The sequence below is a fragment of the Caulobacter sp. FG7 genome, assembly GCF_057808875.1.
The window spans coordinates 178386-200400 of record NZ_JBMDIW010000006.1; the positions used below are offsets into that span (position 1 = coordinate 178386).

The 22015-nt window shown below is 67.3% G+C and carries 14 protein-coding genes; 4 read left to right on the forward strand and 10 right to left on the reverse strand.

Annotated elements, in window-relative coordinates; all coding sequences use genetic code 11:
* The first annotated feature begins 405 nt into the window (after window positions 1-405).
* A complete protein-coding gene (locus tag ACODR1_RS07175; RefSeq protein ID WP_488879844.1) occupies window positions 406-4029 on the forward strand; it encodes a TonB-dependent receptor in 3624 nt (1207 codons plus the stop codon).
* A gap of 229 nt (window positions 4030-4258) precedes the next feature.
* Here ACODR1_RS07175 and ACODR1_RS07180 read toward each other — a convergent pair whose 3' ends face one another.
* The 4 genes from ACODR1_RS07180 to ACODR1_RS07195 form a co-directional block, all read right to left on the reverse strand.
* Window positions 4259-6427: a galactocerebrosidase gene (locus ACODR1_RS07180; RefSeq protein WP_488879845.1), complete on the reverse strand. Its 2169-nt coding sequence runs from the start codon at window positions 6425-6427 to the stop codon at window positions 4259-4261.
* A gap of 532 nt (window positions 6428-6959) precedes the next feature.
* Entirely contained in the window at window positions 6960-7808 is an 849-nt protein-coding gene (locus ACODR1_RS07185; RefSeq protein WP_488879846.1) for a hypothetical protein, read from the reverse strand.
* A gap of 248 nt (window positions 7809-8056) precedes the next feature.
* The gene (locus ACODR1_RS07190; protein WP_488879847.1) at window positions 8057-8977 is read right to left on the reverse strand and encodes a polysaccharide deacetylase family protein; all 921 of its coding nucleotides are present in this window, start codon (window positions 8975-8977) and stop codon (window positions 8057-8059) included.
* Window positions 8974-10839 carry a glycoside hydrolase family 2 protein gene (locus ACODR1_RS07195; RefSeq protein WP_488879848.1) on the reverse strand — a complete coding sequence of 622 codons (1866 nt, stop codon included), beginning with the start codon at window positions 10837-10839 and terminating at the stop codon, window positions 8974-8976. The genes ACODR1_RS07190 and ACODR1_RS07195 overlap by 4 nt, the downstream gene beginning before the upstream one ends.
* A 157-nt stretch (window positions 10840-10996) precedes the next feature.
* On the opposite strand from ACODR1_RS07195, the gene ACODR1_RS07200 reads away from it, so the two are divergent.
* Window positions 10997-13234 (forward strand): TonB-dependent receptor, encoded by a 2238-nt coding sequence (locus tag ACODR1_RS07200; protein WP_488879849.1) that lies wholly within the window; start codon window positions 10997-10999, stop codon window positions 13232-13234.
* A 41-nt stretch (window positions 13235-13275) separates the two neighbouring features.
* On the opposite strand, the gene ACODR1_RS07205 is transcribed toward ACODR1_RS07200, so the two are convergent.
* The gene (locus ACODR1_RS07205; protein ID WP_488879850.1) at window positions 13276-14316 is read right to left on the reverse strand and encodes a hypothetical protein; all 1041 of its coding nucleotides are present in this window, start codon (window positions 14314-14316) and stop codon (window positions 13276-13278) included.
* 72 nt (window positions 14317-14388) lie between these two features.
* Window positions 14389-15132, reverse strand: a complete 744-nt coding sequence (locus ACODR1_RS07210; protein WP_101717511.1) for a FadR/GntR family transcriptional regulator — start codon at window positions 15130-15132, stop codon at window positions 14389-14391.
* A 141-nt stretch (window positions 15133-15273) separates the two neighbouring features.
* On the opposite strand from ACODR1_RS07210, the gene manD reads away from it, so the two are divergent.
* Window positions 15274-16482 (forward strand): D-mannonate dehydratase ManD, encoded by a 1209-nt coding sequence (gene manD, locus ACODR1_RS07215; RefSeq protein ID WP_058346316.1) that lies wholly within the window; start codon window positions 15274-15276, stop codon window positions 16480-16482.
* A gap of 265 nt (window positions 16483-16747) precedes the next feature.
* On the opposite strand, the gene ACODR1_RS07220 is transcribed toward manD, so the two are convergent.
* Window positions 16748-17026 (reverse strand): HU family DNA-binding protein, encoded by a 279-nt coding sequence (locus tag ACODR1_RS07220; protein WP_101715906.1) that lies wholly within the window; start codon window positions 17024-17026, stop codon window positions 16748-16750.
* A gap of 355 nt (window positions 17027-17381) precedes the next feature.
* Here ACODR1_RS07220 and ACODR1_RS07225 point away from each other — a divergent pair, with 355 nt between their 5' ends.
* A complete protein-coding gene (locus tag ACODR1_RS07225) occupies window positions 17382-19385 on the forward strand; it encodes a glycoside hydrolase family 43 protein (RefSeq protein ID WP_488879851.1) in 2004 nt (667 codons plus the stop codon).
* A 135-nt stretch (window positions 19386-19520) separates the two neighbouring features.
* On the opposite strand, the gene ACODR1_RS07230 is transcribed toward ACODR1_RS07225, so the two are convergent.
* The 3 genes from ACODR1_RS07230 to ACODR1_RS07240 form a co-directional block, all read right to left on the reverse strand.
* Complete coding sequence (locus tag ACODR1_RS07230) at window positions 19521-19670, reverse strand: hypothetical protein (protein WP_488879852.1); 150 nt, start codon at window positions 19668-19670, stop codon at window positions 19521-19523.
* Between the two features lie 2 nt (window positions 19671-19672).
* The gene (locus ACODR1_RS07235; RefSeq protein ID WP_488879853.1) at window positions 19673-21016 is read right to left on the reverse strand and encodes an LLM class flavin-dependent oxidoreductase; all 1344 of its coding nucleotides are present in this window, start codon (window positions 21014-21016) and stop codon (window positions 19673-19675) included.
* Between the two features lie 152 nt (window positions 21017-21168).
* Window positions 21169-22002 carry an oxidoreductase gene (locus ACODR1_RS07240; RefSeq protein ID WP_488879854.1) on the reverse strand — a complete coding sequence of 278 codons (834 nt, stop codon included), beginning with the start codon at window positions 22000-22002 and terminating at the stop codon, window positions 21169-21171.
* Window positions 22003-22015: the final 13 nt, after the last annotated feature.

Sequence of the window (22015 nt, forward strand, 5' to 3'; positions counted from 1 at the left end):
AGGTGGCCATACCGCTCGCCCGGGCCGACGCGCCTGGGCGAGCGTTGTTCGTTGTTTCGTCGAAGGTTTTGAGCTTCCAGGCCTAATTTGCTCGACAATATGTCAACGTTGTCATCGGCAGATATGTAACAGCAGCCTTGTCGCATTGATCATAACAATAACTTGTCTGAGTATCTCGGTTATGCAACAGAGTGGTCAGGCCAAATATGGCGAGGCCTGACGGCGAAGACCGTCAGCGAGGGCGGGAGAAAACGATGATCAAGATAGCACCGGCCGGCGCATAGCGACGGCCCGGCCATATCCCTGGGGGGACGGCCGGGCGACGTCGCCAGTTGCAGCCATGAGCCTGGCGGGCGGCCAGAGACGCCCCCCGCGAGAAATAAGAAGACTTTGGGAGAGGAAGTAATGAAGCGCTTCAGCGCGCGCGGCCGCACGGCCGCGGCTGTGTCGATCATCGCCTTGAGCGCGGCCGTCTGGCCGGTTCAGCAAGCCGCCGCACAATCCGAAACCGTCAAGACGTCCGGATCTGTCGAGTCTCCGACCGAGGTCGAGGCCATCGTCGTCGGGGCCCGGGCCTCGCAGCAGTCGTCGATCGCGCGCAAGAAGCGCAGCGCGACGGCCCAGGACTCCATCGTCGCCGACGACGTCGGCTCGTTCCCCGACAGCAACGTCAACGAAGCCATGTCGCGCATCGCCGGCGTCGCCATCGAACGCAACGGCTTCGGCGAAGGCGACGGCGTGTCGATCCGCGGCAACGGCGCCGACCTGACCCGCATCGAACTGGACGGCATGGGCGTGGCCGCCTCGGGCTTCAGCCTGGCGGCCGGCGGCGGCGACGGCCGCGCGGCCGACCTGCGCGAATTCCCGGCCGAGATGATCAAGAGCCTGGACGTCATCAAGGGCCAGACGGCCGACATGACGCCGGGCGGGCTGGGCGCCACCGTCCAGATCCAGACCCGCACGGGCCTGGACTTCAAGAAGCCTTACCTGTCGATCCGGGGCGCCGCGGCCGGCAACACCCTGTCGCGCAAGGCCTCGCCCGAGATCGGCGTGGTGGCTTCGCGCAAGTTCCTCGACGATCGCCTCGGCGTCATCGGCAACATCAGCTACAGCAAGCGCCTGAACGACAGCCACGCGCTGAACAACGGCGGCTCGAACAACGCCCAGGGCTATACGCGCTTCGCCGACTTCGACAATTCGCCGGACAAGACCTTCACCTACAACCCGGCCACGGCGAACGGCGTCGGCGCCAAGGATCCGATCGCCTCGTGGGCCATGGTGGGCGGCGGCATGTTCAATGCGCCCACGCCGCTGGACGTCTACACCAAGTCGGCCGCGGCCAAGACCAAGGCGGAGTGTCTGACTGCCTTCCCGACGCTGACCGATGCGCAGCTGGGAACGATCGTGGCCGGCTCCAACGGCGCCAACCGCCAAGCCGCCCAGGCCGCCCAGATCAACGCCCAGATCAGCTGCCTCAACCAGTGGAACGACTACGCGCCCAACCTGGTGCGCGACCAGAACCTGACCCAGTACGAAGACCGGCTGTCCTGGGACCTGCGCTTCGACTACCGCGTCAATGACGACCTGACGATCTTCGCCAAGTACCAGGTCGCCGACCGCACGCAGAACGAGAACAACCGCCAACGCACCCGCGGGGGCATCACCTCGCTGTACGGCGCCTCGCAGAACCAGACGGCGACCTCGCTGGTCACCAACACCTTCTATCCGGCCGGCACGCCCAACGTGCTCTCGGCCATCCCCGGCGGCGGCTTCTACATCTACAACCCGGGCATGCCGACGGCGCCGTTCACGATCGACACGACGCCGGGCTCGGGCGTGACCAACAACTCGTTCCCGCTGATGGGCGTGGCGGCCAACATCGTGCCGGGCTCCATCCAGATGGACGGCAACCACCATCTGACCCAGTTCGACATCACCAATGCCGCCCTGGGCATCGACCAGATCCAGAACGACCAGATCTGGAAGACGAACTACATCTCGGGCGGCGCCAACTACAACCGTGGTCCGCTGACCATGGACCTGATGTTCGGCCGCAACGAGAGCGACTACTCGCGCACCGACCTGCGCTTCTCGCGCAGCTATACCTACGGCAACGCCACCATGCGGGCGCTTGAGAACGGTATCTGGACGATCGACATGCCGTCGTCCTTCGACGACACCGACATGCGCAACTACGCCCAGCTGAACGCGCCGACCGCGGTGGGCCAGCCGGCCTACTCGAACGCCTATCGCCTGGTCTTCAACCCGCGGAAGGTGGAGAGCGCCGAAGACCAGCTGAAGTTCGACGTCACCTACCTGCCCGACATGCCGCTGTTCACGCGCTTCAAGGCGGGCATTCTCTATCGCAAGGGCACGGCCAATTCGTGGGGCGGCGGCGGTTACTCGCCCGACCCCGGCGTCTTCGTGCCGACCCTGACCCTGCGCGGCGACGTGCGGGCCTGTGCGAACGTGGCTTCGACCCTGCCGGCCAACGCCTGCGCTTACGGCTACGTTCCCAACGCGACCACCGGCGTCAACTTCCTCTACGGCCTGGAGACGCTCACCCAGGCCCAGCTGATCGACATCTTCCAGAGCTCGATCGAGCATAACTCGGGCAAGTTCATGCCGGGCTACAAGGGCGTGTCGGGCCTGGAGCTGTGGGACAGCATCGACGTCAAGAAGGCCTTCTCCCAGATGGCCGGCGCCGTGAACTACAACTTCGACTGCCTCAAGGAGTGCGCGGCCAGCGACGGCAAGGTCTACAAGCAGCCGTTCAACGAGACCGAGGAGACGATGAGCTCCTGGTACTGGATGGCCGACCTGGCCCACGACCTGCCGTTCGGCATGGAGTTCCGCGGCAACCTTGGCACGCGGATGTTCAAGTCCGAGGTCGAGGGTTCGGGCTACGTGACCCTGGCCACCACCTTCAAGAACGCGGCCTTCGACCCCAACAACCCCAACGCCACCGCCGGCGTCACGACGACCAACCGGGTTCGCCCGGTGTCGATCAACAAGAGCTATACCGGCTGGCTGCCGTCGTACAACGCGGCCGTCTGGGCGATCCCCGACAAGGTCGTGCTGCGCTACTCGTGGGCCAAGACCATCGCCCCGCCGGCCATGAAATACCTGTGGCCGGGCGGCACCTGCACCTATGACGAGCGTCGCGACGGGGTGAGCGACGCCGACGGTTCCGAGCAGGACATGGCCTGCGGCACGTTCGGCAACGCCGACCTGAAGCCGTACCAGGCGACCAAGAACAACACGAGCCTGGAGTGGTATCCCAACAAGGACACCTCGTTCAGCCTGGCCTACTACCGCCAGAAGGTGCGGGTCGGCGGGCCGCTGGCCGTGCCGGTCAAGAACGTCAACATCTTCGAAGGCACCGACTTCGAGATCCCGGGCACCGGCAAGAAGTTCTCGGACTACGAGTTCGGCATGACCACCTACGAGAACGGCCCCGGCTACGTGCAGTCGGGCTGGGAATTCGTGGCGCGGACCGCCTTCACCTACCTGCCGTGGAAGCTCAGCAAGACCGGCATGGACTTCAACATCTCGACCACCAAGTCGGGCACGGCGGTCACCTACATGGACCCGCTGACCGCCGAGGGGCTCGACCCGCAAGGGCAGTCGAAATACTTCGCCAACCTGGTGTTCTGGTATGACGACGGCGTCACCAAGGCCCGCATCGCCTACCAGACCCGCGACCGGGTGCTGACCTGCATCTCGCCGTGCGGCAACACCAGCGCCTCGCCGGTGGCCAACGCACCCAACACCAACATCGGCAACTACGTGCGCTTCCCGTACAATCCGAGCGAGCCCTACTACTCGGAGCAGTACGAGTATCTCGACGCCAAGATCTCGCGGAAGATCAACAAGAACCTCGAGATCTATCTGGAAGGTCGCAACCTGCTGCAGGCCGCCCGCCTGTCGGTGGGCTCGGACGACCGCGGCTTCGAAGGCCGCGCCAACCCCTGGTCGGTCCAGTACGGCGGCTCGCGCTTCGCCCTCGGCTTCACCTACCGGAACTAGACTCTCCGTTCCGGTCGGCTCCTGGCCCTTCCCTGGAAACGGGGGAGGGCCTTTTGCTGTCTGGGGCTGGATCTGCGAACCACCTGTGGGGAGGGCGATCGCGTCAGCGATCGGTGGAGGGAGACCTTCGGGCGTTGCGGCAGCTGAAAACGGCCCCCCTCCGGCCCTCCGGGCCACCTCCCCCCAGAGGGGGAGGATCTTTTACGGCGTAACCGTTTCGGGAGGTTCGTCACCGATCCGCCGCGTAGATCGGCGGCGGCAGCGGCGGGGTCGGGGAGGCGGGGTGGTCGCCGGTGATCTTCAGGTCGTCGAAGAGCGGCATGCTGAGCGCCTTGCCGTTGGGGCCGGCCATCAGTCCGGCCATGCCGGCGGGATAGAGGGCGTCGGTCGCGGTCAGGACGGGCTTGCCGTCGACGAGCCCGGTGATCGTCTCGCCGGCGAACCGCAGTTCGAGCCGTCGCCACTGGCCTGGCGCGACGCCCGGCAGGCGGGCCTGGGCGAGCAGCTTTTCGCCGCCTTCGCCGACATCCTTGCCGGCCTTGATAAGGGCCTGCTGCTCGGCGTCGCCGATCAGCGTCTTCTTGTCGATCTTGCCGCGGACGACCACCAGTCGCGCCTCGCCGTCGGCGGAAAGCTCGAAGTAGTAACCCTTGGGGATCACGCCATAGCCCGTGCCGACCTGGGCGATGCGGCCCATGACCGCCGCGCGTTCGCCGCCGGCCAGCCGCAAGTCCACGGCGACGGCGTAGTCGCGCCAGGCGGCGTCGCCGAGGATGGTGTAGGGCTTCCAGTCCGGCGCCCAGGACAGCGGCGGGACCGGCGCGGCCTGGCGCAGGCAGGTTCCCTTGCGTCCCTGGCAGTCGGCCAGTTCGAAGGCGCCGGAGATGTCGGCCAGGTAGCGTGGTTGCCAGCCGCGGGTCTCGGGCCTGCCGTAGCCTTCGAAGGTTTCGGCATAGGGGAAGGGGAAGGCGCGCTTCTCTGGCACGGCCTCGAAACCGCCCTTGGCCTGGCCGCGTGTTGTGGTCAGGGAATAGACAGCGTTGGGTTCCAGCGTCAGCTCGAGCGCGCCGTCCTGCAGGGCCAGATCCGGCTGGCGGACGAAATGCTCGGCCTGGGTGCTGCGCCAGACGGCGAGAGGCCTGGTCGACAGGCCGCCGCCCACCAACAGGCGCAGGGCCTGCGGCTCGGCGGCGCCGCGGGTCTCGATGACGACGCTGTAGTCGTCGCCCGGCGACTTCAGGGTGACGAACGAGCCGCCGCCTGAAAGCTCGCCGCTGGCGCCGGCCAGGTAGGTCCAGCCGACCTGCGCGAACTGGCCGTAATGGGCGTAACCCCAGAGGGCGGGGTTGATCGCGTAGTGGCCGCTCCAGGGCCAGTTGGCGCGGACGGCGGCTTCCTTCTCGCCGGAATAGGGCTGGGTCTCGTAGACGCCGGCGATGCCGTACCAGTTGACGACCTTGGTGAAGCCGCTGCGGACATAGTTGTCGTTGAACGCTTCGACGAGGCCGATCAGCGCCTCGTAGCCGGGCTCGTAGACATGCTGCTCGGTGTTCCACATCGGCTTGCCCAAGGCGGCGGCCTTGGCCTGGATTTCGGCCGGAACCGCCGATTTGGGGGCGTTGTTGTGGGCGCTGACGATGTCGATCGCGTCGCGCAGCTGGGCGTCGGCCGCCATGTCGTCGACGAACTTGAATTTCCAGGGATCGGGCCAGTTGTCGAAGCCGTGCAGCCTGACCGAGGAGAATCCGGCGCCGTCGAGGGAGCGGCGGAAGCTCTTGGCGAAGTCGTAGCTGGCGCCTTTCTCGTTGCGCGGGCCGATGGCGTCGAGCGAGAGGCCGTGCACGCCGCGCAGGCCCTTCAGCCAGTCGACGTAATAGGCTTCGGTATCCTGCGAGTAGAACGGCTGGTCGAGGCGATAGTCCTGGCCGGTGCTCTGGTCGTAGACCTTGCCGGCCGAGCCGATCCAGCCGGGCGCGCTCCAGGCTGCGCCGTCGAGGGACAGACGCGGGTTGCGCTTCCTGGCCTCGACCATCTCCCACCACATGTAGCCGCGTTTGTAGTTGAGGTCGCCGCGCGCGTGGCTGTGGCTGGGGATCGACCCTTGCGTGGAATTGCCGTCGCCCGGGATCTCCACATAGAGGGCGCTGACCGAGGCGCCGAACCTGGGCTTGAACAGCAGGTCGAGGATCTGGCTGCGCTGGGGCTCGGGATAGTCCTTCAGCAGGACGCCGGTGGCGCCGCCGCCCTCGACCACGCCGATCCCGTCGAAGCGCTTGCCGCCGGCCGCGCCATAGAGGCGGACCTCGCGGATCTCGGCGGCCTGGGCGGCGCCGGCGAGGGCGGCCAAGGCGGCGCCGAGCAGCAGCTTTCGCCAGGGCGCGGCAGTTCGATGAGCCATGATCCTGAGCGCCTCCCAACGCTGCGTTATTGGTCTGACCAAGATTATGCCGCGCACCCTAGCGTCGATACGTGGGAAAGGGGAGGTGATTGGTCATATAAATAAAAAGTCGTTGCAAAATATGAGATTTGTCATTCACGGATGACAGCGCTATTAGCGCGAAAGTTGCGAAAATTGGTCAGGCCGCTGTTGCGTGGCTGGCTGTCGTTCGGTAAAAGCAAAGGGTGTTTGGCGTCTGCGAGCCGACCACAACCTTCATAGTTCCCCTCCGGCCGACCACGACGACGGGTCGGCCTTTTTTTGTGCTCACGCTCAGGATGTCATGCCCACCCTTGTGGCGGGAACCTCCACCGCTACCGACGCAGTCCCAGCGAGCGGACGCCAGCAGTGTCAGCAAGGGTGGTGAATGGACCTTGCCTCCGCCCAGACGCATGCCAAGGCCAGCTTAGGCACCACGTACTGACAATTGCAGCGCTCTCGATTTCTAGTCCGGCTGCTCGTTTATCGAGGTGGCCCGCTTAGGCCTCGTCCATCAGTGGCCAAGAACTGTCTGCATTCGGGCTCGAAGAGCCTCGGCTAAACTGGCGAGGCCCTCATTATTGTTGAGATACCGAATATGGCGGAGATGCCGAAGATCGAACGGAACATCATGTTCGCTCTGCGTAATGATGATGACCTCGCGGCCGAGTGTATGCGCAATCCCGGCCTCATAGAACACGTTTGGGTTCCGGCCGGTTAGGTCGCAAACGACGATCCGACCTCGGTCGATCAGGCTCACCACGTCTTGGATAATGCCTGGTGCTTCCCAGATTTCGTCGGCGCGCCGAGTAACAAGGTTGCAGGCGGCGCTTGCCTGCTGGATCGCCGTATATACAGGTCCGAAGCCAGCGTCGAATGGCATCATGACGGAGACGAGTTGCGGCTCGATCGCCTGATGCTCGGGTATGTTGAAGACCGAGGGCCTTTGGCGCCGAGGGGGCACGTTACGTAGCAGAAATCGATATAGATCCACATCCTTGACGGCCCAATAGTTCCGGCCCCAGTCGAAGTTGTAACGATGCCGGTCCATGTCGAGCTGATTTCTAACTGCGAACAAAGCTGCATTCTGCAGGGGTGGGACGTCAGGATCGACAGCATATTCAAACCTGACCTCGTTCCCGGTAATCCTTGCGGAAGTCACTGTCCCCACCCGACAAATTTCGTTTTGGGTGCCTTCGGGAATGAAAAGGGACGGAAGTGCGCGAAGTCGGTCCAACGCAGGGGCACCGTTGTCCATGAACCGCGCCGCTAGGCCGTCGTCGGTGAACTCGAACACCCGCGCGACCTCGATCGAACCGGTCGGATCGTTCCAGTCGTAGTGGCGCATAATGACGTTGAACATTTCGACTGCCTCCTGGCTCACCGCTTCGTCTTAGGATCAACCGGGTGCTCACTCAATCTTAGACTGCGTACAGCTACCTAAGGTAAAGTATGGAGCTCTGCGACGGTTTTTCGAATTTCCGCACTGGGTCGTGAGCCGAAGTTGGTGCGGCTGCCTGTTTCGGACGGTCAGATCGGCGTTACGAGCGAATGTCTGTTTCGGTCAACACTTGCTCTTGTGGCGGGAATGACGGGAGGAGGGGGAGTCTTTCAACGGCAGAGCGTCTTCGGGTCCACGCGCTCAAAGGTCGGCGCGGTCGTCGCCGGCAGGGAGACGCCTCGGGCCTTGGCCGTGCGTTCCATGATCCCGCCGCCGCCGGGAATGGTCGCGGCCTGCGCATAGGCCGGGTCCCTCTGGGCGTCTTCCAGCGTGACGTAGCGGGCGCCGGCGGCGTCGAGGCGGTCCATGACCTGGGGCAGCATGTGCGCCGACCAGCCGCCGATGTGGGTCAGCAGCACCTGCGGGATCATCCGGCCGTAGACCGCCTGCGAGACGGTCCGCATGTTCGCGAGCTCTTCGTCGACACCGCGCAGGTACTGGTCTTCCATCGTCCTGATGGCGGCCTGATCGTTCCGGGCCAGGCAGCGGGCGTAGGCGTCGCTGTAGCTCCAGTCGCTGAAAGAGATGGTGACGTGGGCGACCTTGTAGCCGTGCGCGGCGAGCCAGGCCGCCGCGCCCTGGTGGCGTTCGGGGCGCGTGCCGGCTGTCAGGTTGGGAAACCTCAGATACCGCCAGTCCTGGCCCTGCATCCGCTGGGCCACCGCCGGCTCGCCGGCCTCGAGATCGGCGATCCAGGCCTCCAGCGTCTCGGCCTTCTCGAGGTTGAGATGGCTGGCGGTGTGGTTGCCGAGCGGATGGCCGGCCGCGCGCCAGGCGTCGAGCACGGCGTTGCTTTCCGCGTCGGTCGCGTTGGCCGAATTGACGAAGCCGAAGGCCTCCTTCACGCCGTGGGCCTTGAAGGTCTCGATGTGCGAGCGGGCTATCGACAGGCGGGTCATGCCCGGCGGCAGGGCGCCGTGCACGGGCAGGTCGTCGACCGTGACGGCGACGTCGAAGCCCTGGGTCTGGACCTGGGCCTGGGCTGCGCCCGGCGCCAGCAGGGCCAGGACGAGAAGGGCAGCGGTCCTCACGATGCCTTGCCCGCATAGTAGCGGCGCAGGGTTTCGAAGGCGAGCTTGCGGTGGCCCTCGTTGCTGACCAGGCCCTTGCGGTTCCAGTAGTCCTGGTATCGGGCGTGCCAGCGGCGCGGCGAGCGGAAGTCCTTCAGCACCCAGGGGCTGACGCCCACGAAGCCGTCGCGGTCGAGCAGGGCCAGGGTCTCCTCGAACACCCAGGCCTGGTACTCCTCGGTCCAGCGGTTCTCCTTGGGGCCGCGCTCGCCATAGAGGGCGTCGGCGCCGAACTCGCTCATCATCATCGGCTTGTCGTGCGGGTTTGAGAAGCGGACGGTCTTGGCCTGGTCGGGCGTGCGCGGGCCATACCAGCCCTCGTACTGGTTGATGGCCACGACATCGAGGTCGGGGGCCAGCGGGTCGTCGACCACGAACTGGTTCTGGCCGGCCTTGGCGCCGCCGACGTCGATGTTCTTGTTGAGCGCGGCCGTCAGCAGACGGGTGGGGTCGAGGCGACGGATGTCGGCGACCACGTGGCGCAGGAAGGTCGTGCGGGCCTGGTGGGTGGGCGTCTCGTTGGCCACCGACCAGAAGGCGACGCTGGCGCGGTTGCGGTCGCGCACCACCATCTCGGCGGCCATGGCGCGGGCCAGGGCCAGGGTCCTGGGGCTCTCATAGGCCACGTCGTCCCAGTAGACGGGGATCTCCGACCAGACCAGGAGACCCAGCTCGTCGCAAAGACGCACGGTGCTTTCCGTATGCGGATAATGCGCCAGGCGAACCATGTCGCAGCCCAGCGCCTTGGCCTCTTCCAGGAGGGCGCGGGCCTCGGGTGGGGTCATGACCCGGCCGCCCTGGGCGCCCAGGGGTTCTTCATGCAGGGCGATCCCGCGGATGAAGCGCGGCTTGCCGTTGACCAGGATCTGCCGGCCGCGGGCCTCGAGCGTGCGGAAGCCGACGCGGTCGCGGCGGACGTCCTCGCCGGCCTTGAAGGTCACGTCGTAGAGCGTGGGCGTCTCGGGCGACCACAGCTTCAGGCCGCGCGGGGGCTTGGCCGAAAGGCGGGCGCGGCCGTCGGGACCGGTCCTGCCGGTCAGGGTCAGGTTGAGGCCGGCGATGGCGACCGAGAGCTCCAGGCCGGCGGCGGCCGGACCGTCGGCGCGCAGGTCGGCGACGATCTGGCCGGCTTCGAGGCGCAGGAAGGCGTCGCGCAGGAAGGTGGCCGGCGTCTCGACCAGCCAGACCGAGCGGGTGATGCCGCCGTAGTTCTTCCAGTCGAAATCGAGGGAGGGCAGGGTCTCGGGGCCGACCCGGTCGTCGACCCGCAGCACCACGACGTTCTCGCCGGGCTTCAGCTTGCCGGTGACCTCGAAGACGAAGGGCGTGAAGCCGCCCTCGTGGCGGCCGATCTCCTGGCCGTTCAGCCAGACGACGGCGTCGTAGTTCACCGCCTCGAAGCTCAGGAAACGGCGGCCGCCCGCATCGGCGGGGGCCTGGAAGCGGCGATGGAAATATATCGGGCCGTCGTACCATTCCAGCGACGGATCGCGGGAGTTCCAGTCGCCGGGGATCTCCATGCGCGGCGAGATGCTCCAGTCGTACTCGACGACGGGGCCGCCGGGCTTCTGCGGCTCGTCCAGCCAGAAGGCGCGGCGGGCGTTGGGCTTGCGGAAGGCGGAGTCGTTCTGGTCGAGGATGTAGGCCCACAGGCCGTCCAGCGTGGTTCGCGGGCGGTCGTGCTGGGCGAACAGCAGCAGCGGCTCGTCACTGGCGGGCAGGGGCGGGGAGGCGGCCTTTTCTTGCGCCTGGGCCTGGATGGCGAGGGCGGCGCTGGCGGTCAGGGCGGCTCCGGCGAGCAGCTGGCGACGGCTGGGCGTCATGGGCGGCATTCTCCCTAAATCGTACTTGCGACCTTCCTAGAGGGTTTGGTCAAGTTTGGCCAGGGCGCATGGTCAGGCCGCTATTGTAATCGGCCTGACCAATCGTTATGTGCACTCCCATCGGGTCGAAGAACCCTTCAAAATGTGGGAGTCAGGTATGCGGCGGTTTTTCAACACGACGGCGCTCGGCGGGATCTCGGCGGGGGTCGCCCTGGCCGCCTTCGCAGGCCTCGCCCATGCCCAGGAGACGGTCGACGACGCGGTCGTGGGCGAGATCGTCGTCACCGCCCAGAAGCGCTCGCAGAACGTCCAGGACGTGCCGATGGCCGTGCAGGTGATCGGCGGCGACCAGCTGGAAGCCGCCGCCGTGCGTGAATTCACCGACCTGACCAAGGTGGCCCCGTCGCTGATCGTGCGCCCGGCCGATAACCCGGTGAACGCCTCGGTCTCGATCCGCGGCGTGGGCACCTTCGCCTTTGGGGTGGGGGTCGAACCCAGCGTCGCCGTGGTGGTCGACGACGTGCCGATCGCCTTCCAGGCCCGGGCCTTCGCCGACCTGGCCGACGTCGAGCGGATCGAGGTTCTGCGCGGTCCGCAGAGCACGCTGTATGGCAAGTCGGCCTCGGCGGGCCTGATCAACATCGTCACGCCGGGCCCGACCCGCGAGCTGACCGGCAAGGTCAGCGCTCTCGCCACCACCGACGACGAGGTCGGCCTGGGCGCCATGATCTCGGGCCCGATCACCGACACCCTGAGATTCCGCTCGTCGAACAGCTACACCAGCTTCGAGGGCAATATCGACAACCTCTACAACGGCGAGAAGGTCAACGGCCGCGAGACCTTCGCCACCCGCAACAAGCTGGTCTGGGACCCGACCGACAAGTTCAGCGCCACCCTGGCGGTCGACTACCTGAAGGGCGACACCACGGCGGGCCGGCCGTTCATCGCCCTGTCGCCCGACGCTCGCCTGCGCGGCAACGCCGCCTGGACGCCGGCCGTGTTCGCGCCCGGCGTGAAGGTGGGTCCGAACAACGCCTCGGTGGTCAACAACGTCACCACCGGCTCGGACTACGAGGACTTCGCCCAGTCGCTGAAGCTGACCTACGACCTGGGTTTCGCGACCCTGATCTCGGTCACCGCCAACGATCGCTACAAGATGCTGGACGCCTTCGACCAGGACGAGACGGCGCTCAGCGTCAACAACTACGCCAAGGGCCTGTTCTCGGCCGACCAGTTCAACCAGGAGATCCGCCTGGTCTCGGATGGTTCGAACCGCCTGCGATACACCCTGGGCGCCTTCCACGCCGACGTGAACTATCGCCGCTACTTCTTCCGCGGCCCGGCCTTCTCGCAGGCCAACTGGGACGCGACCTCCGGCTCGAACGAGAACTCGGTCTTCGGCCAGCTGGAATATGACGTGATCGAGGGCACGACCCTGATCGGCGGCCTGCGCCTGGGTCGCGAGAAGATCGGCTACACCTTCCGCGACCTGCGCGGCGGGCCGGCCGCGGCCTGGGCCGACGGCGCCAGCGACGACTACGCCACCTACCGCCTGGGCGTTCAGCACAAGCTGGCCGATGACGTGATGGTGTTCGCCACCTTCGCCACCGGCCACAAGGGCCAGAGCTACGACCTGACCACCGGCTTCAACCAGGCTCGCGCCGACCTTGGCCCCGTGCGTCCGGAAAGCTCGGAAGACATCCAGGTGGGCGTGCGCTCACGGTTCCTGGACCGCCGCGTGACCCTGAACGCCACGCTGTTCAACACCGAATACGACGACTTCCAGGCCCAGGGCGCCGAACTGCTGCCCGACGGCACCCAGAACTTCCGCCTGACCAATGTGGGCGCGATCCGCACGCGCGGCGTCGAGCTGGAAACCACGGCTCGCCTGGTCGACGGCCTGACGCTGTCGGGCTCGGTCGCCTATCTGGACGCCGAGATCACCCAGTTCGCCGGCGCCCAGTGCTGGCCCGGCCAGACGGCCGCCCAGGGCTGCACCGGCTCGCCCGCCCGCCAGAACCTGGCCGGCGAGCGTCCGCCCCAGGCCCCGAAGTGGAAGCTGAGCGCCGGCGCCGAATACGTGCGTCCGCTGGCCGGCGACCTGGAAGGCGTGGCCAACGTGGCGGCCAACTACCAGAGCAGCGTCAACTACTCGCTGAACCAGGATCCGCTGACCGTCCAGAAGGGCTATGCCGTGGTCAACCTGTCGGTGGGCGTGCGTGACAAGGCGCGCGGCTACCAGGTGACGGCGTTCGTCAACAACCTGTTCGACGAGGGCTACTACACCAACCTCGTCAACAACTACGGCGCCTACGGCAACCAGCTGGCTGTGCAGGCTTTCCTGCCGCGCGACTTCAAGCGCTACGGCGGCGTGCGGGCGTCGATGACGTTCTGATCGGGCAGGGCGCGCGAGGGCTTGGGGCCCTCGCGCGTCGCCTATTTCGTGACGGTGAAGGCCCCGACCGTCCAGGACTTGAGCATCCACTCGCGCAGGCCCGTGTCCCAGATCCAGGTCTGGTCGCTGGCCGCGGAAGCCCGCACCTGGGGCTCGGACAGGGAGGTCCTGTCGACGCGCCCGGTCACCTTGACCGTCCGGCCGTCCACGCCCTCGATCCGATCGGGATAGAGCGATATCCGCGCCGTAGCGCTTTGGCCGGCGAGGAACTTGCCGACGTTGTTTCGACGGTAGATGTCGTCCTTGGTCACCTGTCCGTTCCAGTTCAGTTCGGCCTTGGCGTTGGTCCCGATCCAGTTGCTCCAGGCCATGGCCGGTTCGAGGTCGCGGCGCAGCTCAAGCCAGCCGCCGGTCTGGCTGGCGAATCCGGCGGCGGCGAGGGTGTCGCCGTGCAGGAGCGTGCAGGCCGCCAGACGCTCGATGTCGTTGCGATACTTGGTCGCCGACAAGGCCTCGCAGGCGGGGAACTGCTGGATGGCGAGCGTCGCCAGTTCGAAGGTGAACTTTGTCGTCAGGCCGGGGCCGCAGGCGTTTTCCGTGCGGGTCCTGACCGTGTCGGGGCCGCCTTCGCGCGTCGGCGCGTTGACGATCTCGACCGACGACACCCAGGCGTGAAGGCAGATGTTCGGCAGGTCGTCGCCTGGCTTGGCGGGCGCAAGCGGCGCCAGGGCGCGATCGGCGAACTGCGCCTCGGTCTTGACCTTGTTCCAGGCCGTCAGCGAGGCGGGCGCTTCGAGCTTGCGGCCCTGAGCGTAGACTACGGCCTTGGGCGGCTGGCCCGGCCGGCGCTCGAAGGCGATGGTCGGGCGTTCGCGGCCGTAGCCATCGACGAAGAAGGCGCGATAGGCCTCGACGCCCGCCTTGGCCTCGGCGTCGGCCGAAGCCATGCCGAGCTTGGCGACAATGCGGGCCCGGTCCTCCGGCGCGCAGCGGTCGGCGTGGTTGTCGTCCCGGCATTCCTTGGGCGGAAGGGCGGGGCCGGCCTGCAGGAGCGCGGCGGCGAAGAGCACTGAGCTGAACATGACACCCCCACTTACATCTGGGGTTGATAGTTGAGCTTCCTGCGACCGCCGTAAACAGGTTTGCGTGGCTTCCTAGGTGTAGCGGTCGCGAGCGGCGGCGATGCGGGCCTTGGCCTCTTCCATTTCCTGCACCTCGGTGGCGGCCAGCAGCGAGTTCAGCACGCGGGTGAGGTGGCGGCGCATGGCGTCGCGGGCGTCTTCGGGCGAGCGGGCGCGCAGGGCCGAGACAATGGCCGCGTGCTCGTCGATGCGCGGGATGACGCCGGCGGCGTGAGCCTTCTCGCCCATCAGCTTGGTCTGGGGCGAGCGCTCGCGAGCCTCCCACAGCATCTCGACGGCGGCGATCATGGCGCTGTTCTGGGTGGAGGCGGCGATCAGCATGTGGAAGCGCTTGTCGGCGTCTTCGGAGCGGTCGACGTCGCGGGCGTTCTCGGTCTGCATCTCGATCACCAGGGTGTCGAGCTGGTCGAGCTCCTCGTTGGTGATGCGCTTGGCGGCCATGGCGCAGGCCTCGGCCTCGATGGCGCGGCGGGCTTCCAGCAGTTCGAACGGACCGATGTCGGTGGCGCCGGCCTGGCCCTCGTTGGGGGTCTGGGCCTTTACATAGACGCCCGAGCCCAGGCGCACCTCGACCATGCCGTCCAGTTCCAGGGCGATGATCGCCTCGCGGATCGTGGGGCGTGAGACCGAATAGGTCTGGGCGAGGTCGCGCTCGGACGGCAGGCGCTGGCCGACGGCGTAGCGGCCCTCGGCGATCTGGCCGGCCAGATCCTTGGCGACGCGTTCGTACAGACGGTTCTCGCCCTTCACGGACATGCGGGGACTTCCTAAAATTGGTCTGACCAATATGGACAAGCCAGTTGTCGATAGTTATGGGTCTTCCAACTGGAAGACCACGGGAATCTCGACGTGCATACTAGCCAAACCGAGGCGTTCAAAGCAGCCGGCCTGCCGCCGATGCGAATTACCGGCGCCCGCGTGATCGTCACTTCGCCCGGCCGCAACTTCGTCACCCTGAAGATCGAGACCGACCAGGGCGTCTACGGCATCGGCGACGCCACCCTGAACGGCCGCGAAAAGTCGGTCGTCGCCTATCTGGAAGACCACGTCATCCCGGTGCTGATCGGCCGCGACGCGCGCCGCATCGAGGACATCTGGCAGTTCCTCTATCGCGGGGCCTACTGGCGTCGCGGGCCGGTGACGATGCGCGCCATCGCCGCCGTCGACGTGGCCCTGTGGGACATCAAGGCCAAGGCGCTGGGCGCGCCGCTCTACGACCTGCTGGGCGGTCGCAGCCGGGATGGCGTGCTGGTCTACGGCCATGCCAACGGCAGCGACCTGGAAGACACCGTCGAGGCCGTCGGCCGCTATATCGACGCCGGCTATAAGGCCGTGCGGGCCCAGTCGGGCGTGCCGGGCCTGGACCTGGCCTACGGCGTGGGTCGCGGCGACATGTATTACGAGCCGGCCGACGCCACCCTGCCGACCGAGACCACCTGGGACACCCGCAAGTACCTGCGCTACCTGCCGACCCTGTTCGAGGCGCTGCGGAAGGAGCACGGCTTCGACGTGGCTTTGCTGCACGACGGCCACCACCGGATGACCCCGCGCGAGGCGGCCCAGCTGGGCAAGAGCCTGGAGCCCTACGACCTGTTCTGGCTGGAGGACTCCACGCCGGCCGAGAACCAGGAGGCCTTCCGCCTGATCCGCCAGCACACCACCACGCCGCTGGCCGTGGGCGAGGTGTTCAACACGATCTGGGACGCCAAGGACCTGATCCAGGAACAGCTGATCGACTACATCCGCACGACCATCGTCGGGGCCGGCGGCCTGACCCACCTACGCCGCATCGCCGACTTCGCCTCGCTGTGGTCGGTGCGCACGGGCTGCCATGGGGCGACGGACCTGTCGCCGGTGACCATGGGGGCGGCGCTGCACTTCGACACCTGGGTGCCCAACTTCGGCATCCAGGAATACATGCGCCATTCGGAAGAGACCGACGCGGTGTTCCCGCACGACTACCGGTTCGACAAGGGCATGCTGTACGTGGGCGACACGCCGGGCCACGGCGTCGACATCGACGAGGCCCTGGCCGCCAAGTACCCCTACGAGCCGCGCCAGCTGCCGGTCGCGCGCCTGGAAGACGGGACGATGTGGAACTGGTAGGGCGGTTCTGGGAGATCAGCGTTCAACACTGATCGTCATCCCGGAAAGCGCGAAGCGCTTATCCGGGACCCAGGGGCCGGCGCACTGCGGTCGCCCCTGGGTCCCGGCTCTACGGCTCGCCTGGCGAGCCTTCGGCCGGGATGACGGCCTAAGCAGATTTGATCAGGGGGCCTTTGAAACGCCCCAAAAACAGCAGAGGCGGAACGTCAGGGACGTTCCGCCTCTTTTTTCTTCGGGTTAGCCCCGAAGGCCGTTCCTGTCAGGATCAGCCGTTGACGGCGTCCTTCAGTTGCTTGGCCGGCGTGAAGCCGACCTTCTTGCTGGCGGCGATCTCGATCGTGGCGCCGGTGGCCGGGTTGCGGCCGGTGCGGGCCGGCTTGTCCTGGACCTTGAACTTGCCGAAGCCCGGGATCGAGACTTCTTCGCCCTTCACGGCGGCGTCAGCGATGGCCTTGAAGACGCCGTCGACGATGGCCTTGGCCTGGGTCTTGGTCAGCTTGTCGTCGCTGGCGACCAGAGCTTCGGCGATATCGGCGGTGTTCATGGAGTAACTCCTTATAGAATCGGGAGAACCAGACTGACTGGTGAGATCGGCCTTGTCACGCGCCGCCATGTGACGTCAAGCGTCCGCCGCAACCGGCGGAAGGCCGAAAAAGCACTGATCCGCCTGGTTGAACCGCCTGTGTGGCGAGGATGTGGCCCGGTTTGGGCCCCGAAATGGACGGTTTCGGCTTGTTTACTCAGACAATAAGTGGGTTTCTTGATGTTGCATGTGCACGCATATCCAGATTGCCCCGTGATTGACGAGAATTGACGTCGAATATACTCCGACAAATGGTTGGCGGCTTCGCGAGGCTGCTCCAGACGCCGCTCGAGACGGCGACGAGGGAAGAAGCAACATGACGCCGAGCAAGCCTCACCGCGTATTCCTGGCCGGCCTGGCGGCGTTTCTGCTGATGGGCGGCGCTGCGCCGGGTCTGGCGGCCGAGCCTCCGCCCCGCACCTGGACCGCCGACAACGGCGACGGCACCTTCACCAATCCGCTGTTCTACGACGAGTTCTCCGACCCCGACATGATCCGGGTGGGCGAGGACTACTACCTGACAGGCACGACCATGCACACGATGCCGGGCCTGCCGATCCTGCGCTCGCGCGATCTCGTGAACTGGCGGTTCGTCGGCTACGCAGCCGACAGGCTGGACCTGGGCCCGAACTTCCGGCTGGAAGGCGGCGACGTCTACGGTCAGGGCTTCTGGGCGCCGAGCTTTCGCCATCACGACGGCGTCTTCCACATCTTCAGCAACGTCAACCGCGAGGCGACCTTCCACTTCACGGCCAAGGACCCGGCCGGGCCGTGGACGCGCACGCGGATGAAGCGCGGCTTCCACGACCTGTCGGTGCTGTTCGACGACGACGGCAAGGTCTACGTGGTCTGGGGCTATCGCGGCATCCGCATGGCGCAGCTGAACGCCGACCTCACCGACGTCGTCCCGGGCTCCGAGCGCGAGATCATCGCCCCCGAGCAGGGCATGGGCGAGGGGCTGCACTTCACCAAGGTCGGCGGCAAATACTGGATCACCAGCGCCTGGTTCGACGGGATGATGCGCCTGCCGGTGGCGCGCGCCGATCGCCCGGACGGCCCCTACGAGGTCAATCGCGAGATCAGCGTCGGCGAGGATTTCGGCCTGGCCGAGGGCAATCGCCTGGAGGCGCCCAAGCCGCCGTTCGCGATCATCCCGCCCGATCCCCGGCCGCGCGGCCGCACGGCCCTGCACCAGGGCGGCTACGTGCAGACGCCGGGCGGCGCCTGGTGGGGCTATTCGATGATGGACTACAACTCGGTGGGGCGGCTGACGGCCTTGTCGCCGGTGACCTGGAAGGACGGCTGGCCCTATTTCGGCCTGCCGGGGAACCTGGGCCGCAACCCGCGCACCTGGGTCAAGCCCGAGACCGGGGCCAGCGAGGCGCCGCACGCACCCTACGAGCGCGGCGACGACTTCTCGGGCGGCAAGCTCAAGCCGATGTGGCAGTGGAACCATGTCCCGGTCGACGGCAGGTGGTCGCTGTCCGAGCGGCCGGGGTTTCTGCGCCTGAAGACCCTGCCGGCGGCCGATTTCTGGACGGCGCGCAACACCCTGACCCAGCGCGCGATCGGCCCGGCGTCGCGGCCGCGAACGCTGCTGGACGCCTCCGGTCTGGCCGAGGGCGACGTGGCCGGCCTGGCCCTGCTCAACCTGCCCCATGCCTGGATCGGCGTGCGCAAGGTCGCCGGCGGGCTGGAGGTCGAGCAGCGCGACCAGCGTACGGGACAAAGCGTCAAGGCGAAGGTTTCGGGCACGCGGATCTGGCTGCAGGCCGACGCCGACTTCATGGCCGAGACGGCGCGGTTCTCCTATTCGGCCGACGGCAAGGCGTTCACGGCCCTGGGCGAGCCGATGGCCATGGTGTTCCAGCTGCGCACCTTCCAGGGCGTGCGCTACGGCCTGTTCGCCTACAACGAGGCCGGCCGGGACGGCGGTCACGCCGACTTCGACGCCTTCGAGGTGTTCGAGCCGCATCCGCGCGGCCTGCGCCGGCCGATCCCGGACGGTCGCAAGGTGACGCTGGCCGCGCTGGGCCAGGAGACGGCGGTGAGCGTCGAGAAGCGGCCGCTGGGGCGGGTCTTGCTAAGGGGGGAGGACGGTTATCTGACCGTCGCCGCCGACGGGACGGTCGGCGCCTCGAAGGCGCGGGACGACAAGGCCCAGGCCTTCCAGTGGATCGAGACCCCGACGGGAGAGCTGGCCCTGATGTCGCTGGTCACCAACCGCTTCCTGCGGGTGTCGTCGACTGGCGTCTGGACGGCCGACAGTCCGGGGCCGCAGTCTGACGGGCTGGATGGGGCGCGGTTCGTTTGGCGGTAGAGGCGGCCAGCGCCGGGCGGCGAAAACCTCGTCCTTCGACAGGCTCGGGATGAGGTTTTTCTATCGCTTTGACCTGCCAATGGTCCTCATCCTGAGCTTGTCGAGGGACGAGGACCACGCCGGGCGACTGACGATCTAAGCCGCGTCGAGCGCCGCCCGTTCCAGCACATCGATGCGATCCGTCAGCCCAGGCGCAGGCCAGTCCAGCGCCGCCAGGGCCAGGTCGATGACGGGCGGGCGCGGCGGCGGGGCCGCCTCGATCACGGCTTCCAGAAACTCGGCCATCGCTATTCCGCCGCCAGCTGGCCGGGCGCGCGGGTCCAGCGGTTTTCGGGAACGGGCAGGCCCAGGTGGCCGCGCAGGGTGTCGTGCTCGTACTCGGTGCGGAACAGGCCGCGGGCCTGCAGGATCGGCACGACCTCTTCGCGGAACAGGGCGAAGTCGCGCGGCCGCGTGACCCGTAGGATGAAGCCGTCGGCGGCGCGCCCCTCGAACCAGCGCTGGATCTCGTCGGCGATGGTCTGGGGCGAGCCGACGAAGTCGCTGCGCCAGGTTCCGAACCGCTCGGCCGCCTGGCGCAGGGTCAGGTCCTGCTCGCGCGAGATCCGCACGATGCGCTCGGCGTGGCCCTTGTAGCTGTTGAGGCTGAGGCCCGAGACGTCGGGGAACGGGCCGTCCAGCGGATACTGCTTGAAGTCGTGATAGCCGAAGGCGCGGCCAAGCTGGGTCAGCAGCTTGTCGATGCTGACCGATCCGCGCTGGGCCTCGGCCAGGGCGCGGGCCTCCTCGTCGGTGTCGGCGATGACGGGCGAGAGGCCCGGCAGCACGCTGATGTGGTCGGGATCGCGGCCTTGCGCGACCGCGCGGGCCTTGAGGTCGGCGTAGTATTCCTGGGCGTCCTCGAAGCCGTCGACGCCGGCGAACACGCCCTCGGCGATGCGGGCGCCCAGGTCGCGGCCCGCGCCGCTGACCCCGGCCTGGAAGATCACCGGCTGGCCCTGCTGCGAGCGGCTCAGCGCCAGCGGCCCGGCGACCTGGAAGTGCACGCCCTTGTGGTTCAGGGCGTGCTGCCTGTCCTTGTCGAGGAAGACGCCGGCGGCCTTGTCGCGGGGGAAGGCGTCGTCCTCGTAGCTGTCCCACAGGCCCTGGACGACGTCGACGAACTCGCCGGCCCGCTCGTAGCGCACGGCGTGGTCGAAGTGGGCGTCGCGGCCGTAGTTGCGGGCGGCGCCTTCCAGCCCCGTGGTCACCACGTTCCAGCCCGCGCGGCCCTTGCTGATGTGGTCCAGCGAGCCGAACTGACGGGCGACGTTGTAGGGCTCCCAGTACGAGGTGGTCAGGGTGCCCACGAGGCCGATCTTCGAGGTCGAGACCGCCAGGGCCGAGAGCAGGGTCAGCGGCTCCAGCCGGTTGAGGAAGTGCGGCGCGGTGTCGGGGGTGATGAACGGGCTGTCGACGATGAAGACCAGGTCGAACTTGGCGGCCTCGGCCAGGCGGGCGTTGTCGATGTACCAGCCGATGTCGATGCTGGCGTCGCCGGCCAGGTCGGGGTCGCGCCAGCTGGCGTGATCGGCGCCGACGCCTTCGAGGATGGCGCCGAGTTTCAGTTGGCGTTTCGCTGCCGTGGTCATGTTCGCCTCCGTGTCTTGGTCGCAGGCTTGCGACCACGCGGGGCGGGCGACAAATCAGGTGTTCTCAAGAGGCCTATTGGCGGCGTTCAACACCCTGCTTTCGCTCAGGTTTTCGAACGCCGCCGTCTGCTCGGCTGCAAGGCCGATCAGAATTACTGGGCCGGGAAGTCGGTCGAGACGCTCAAGGTCCGCCAGCGTTCCAGCTCGGCCAGCCGCCGCTGGTCGGTATCGCGGATGATGGCGACGGCGTCGCTGCCGAGCGCGATGCGCAGCGGCGGCTCGTCCATGGCGGCCACGGCGAGGATGGCCTGGGCGGCGCGGGCTGGATCGCCCGGCTGGGTTCCGTCATAGGCCGCCTGGCGCCGGGCGGTGGCCCCGACCACGGCGTCGTACTCGGAGCGGCCGGCGCTCAGCGTCGTCGAGGCCCCGGCGAAGTCGGTGCGGAAGCCGCCCGGCTCGACGATCGTCACCTTGACGCCCACCAGCGCCATCTCCAGCGCCAGGCTCTCGGAAAAGCCCTCGACGCCCCACTTGGCGGCCGAGTAGGGCGCACGGCCCGGCGCCCCGATCCGTCCGCCGACGGACGACAGCTGGATCACGTGGCCCGAGCGCTGCTCGCGCATTGCAGGGATCGCCGCCTTGGTGACGATGATCGTGCCGAACAGGTTGGTCTCGATCTGGCGGCGAAAGTCGTCGAGCGAGGTGTCCTCCACCGGGCCGACATCGCCGTAGCCGGCGTTGTTGACCACCACGTCGAGCCGGCCGAAAGCCGAGACCGCCAGGGCCACCGCCTGCTCGGCCGCGACCGGGTCGGAGACGTCGAGGGCCGCCAGCCGCACGGCGTCGCCGTGGCGCCGGGCGAGGTCTTGAAGGGCGCCGGGATCGCGGGCGGTGGCCACCAGATGGTCGCCGGCCGCCAGCACGGCTTCGGCCAGGGCCCGCCCGAGGCCGCGCGAGGCCCCGGTGATCAGCCATGTCTTGGTCATGGGCTTGTCCTTC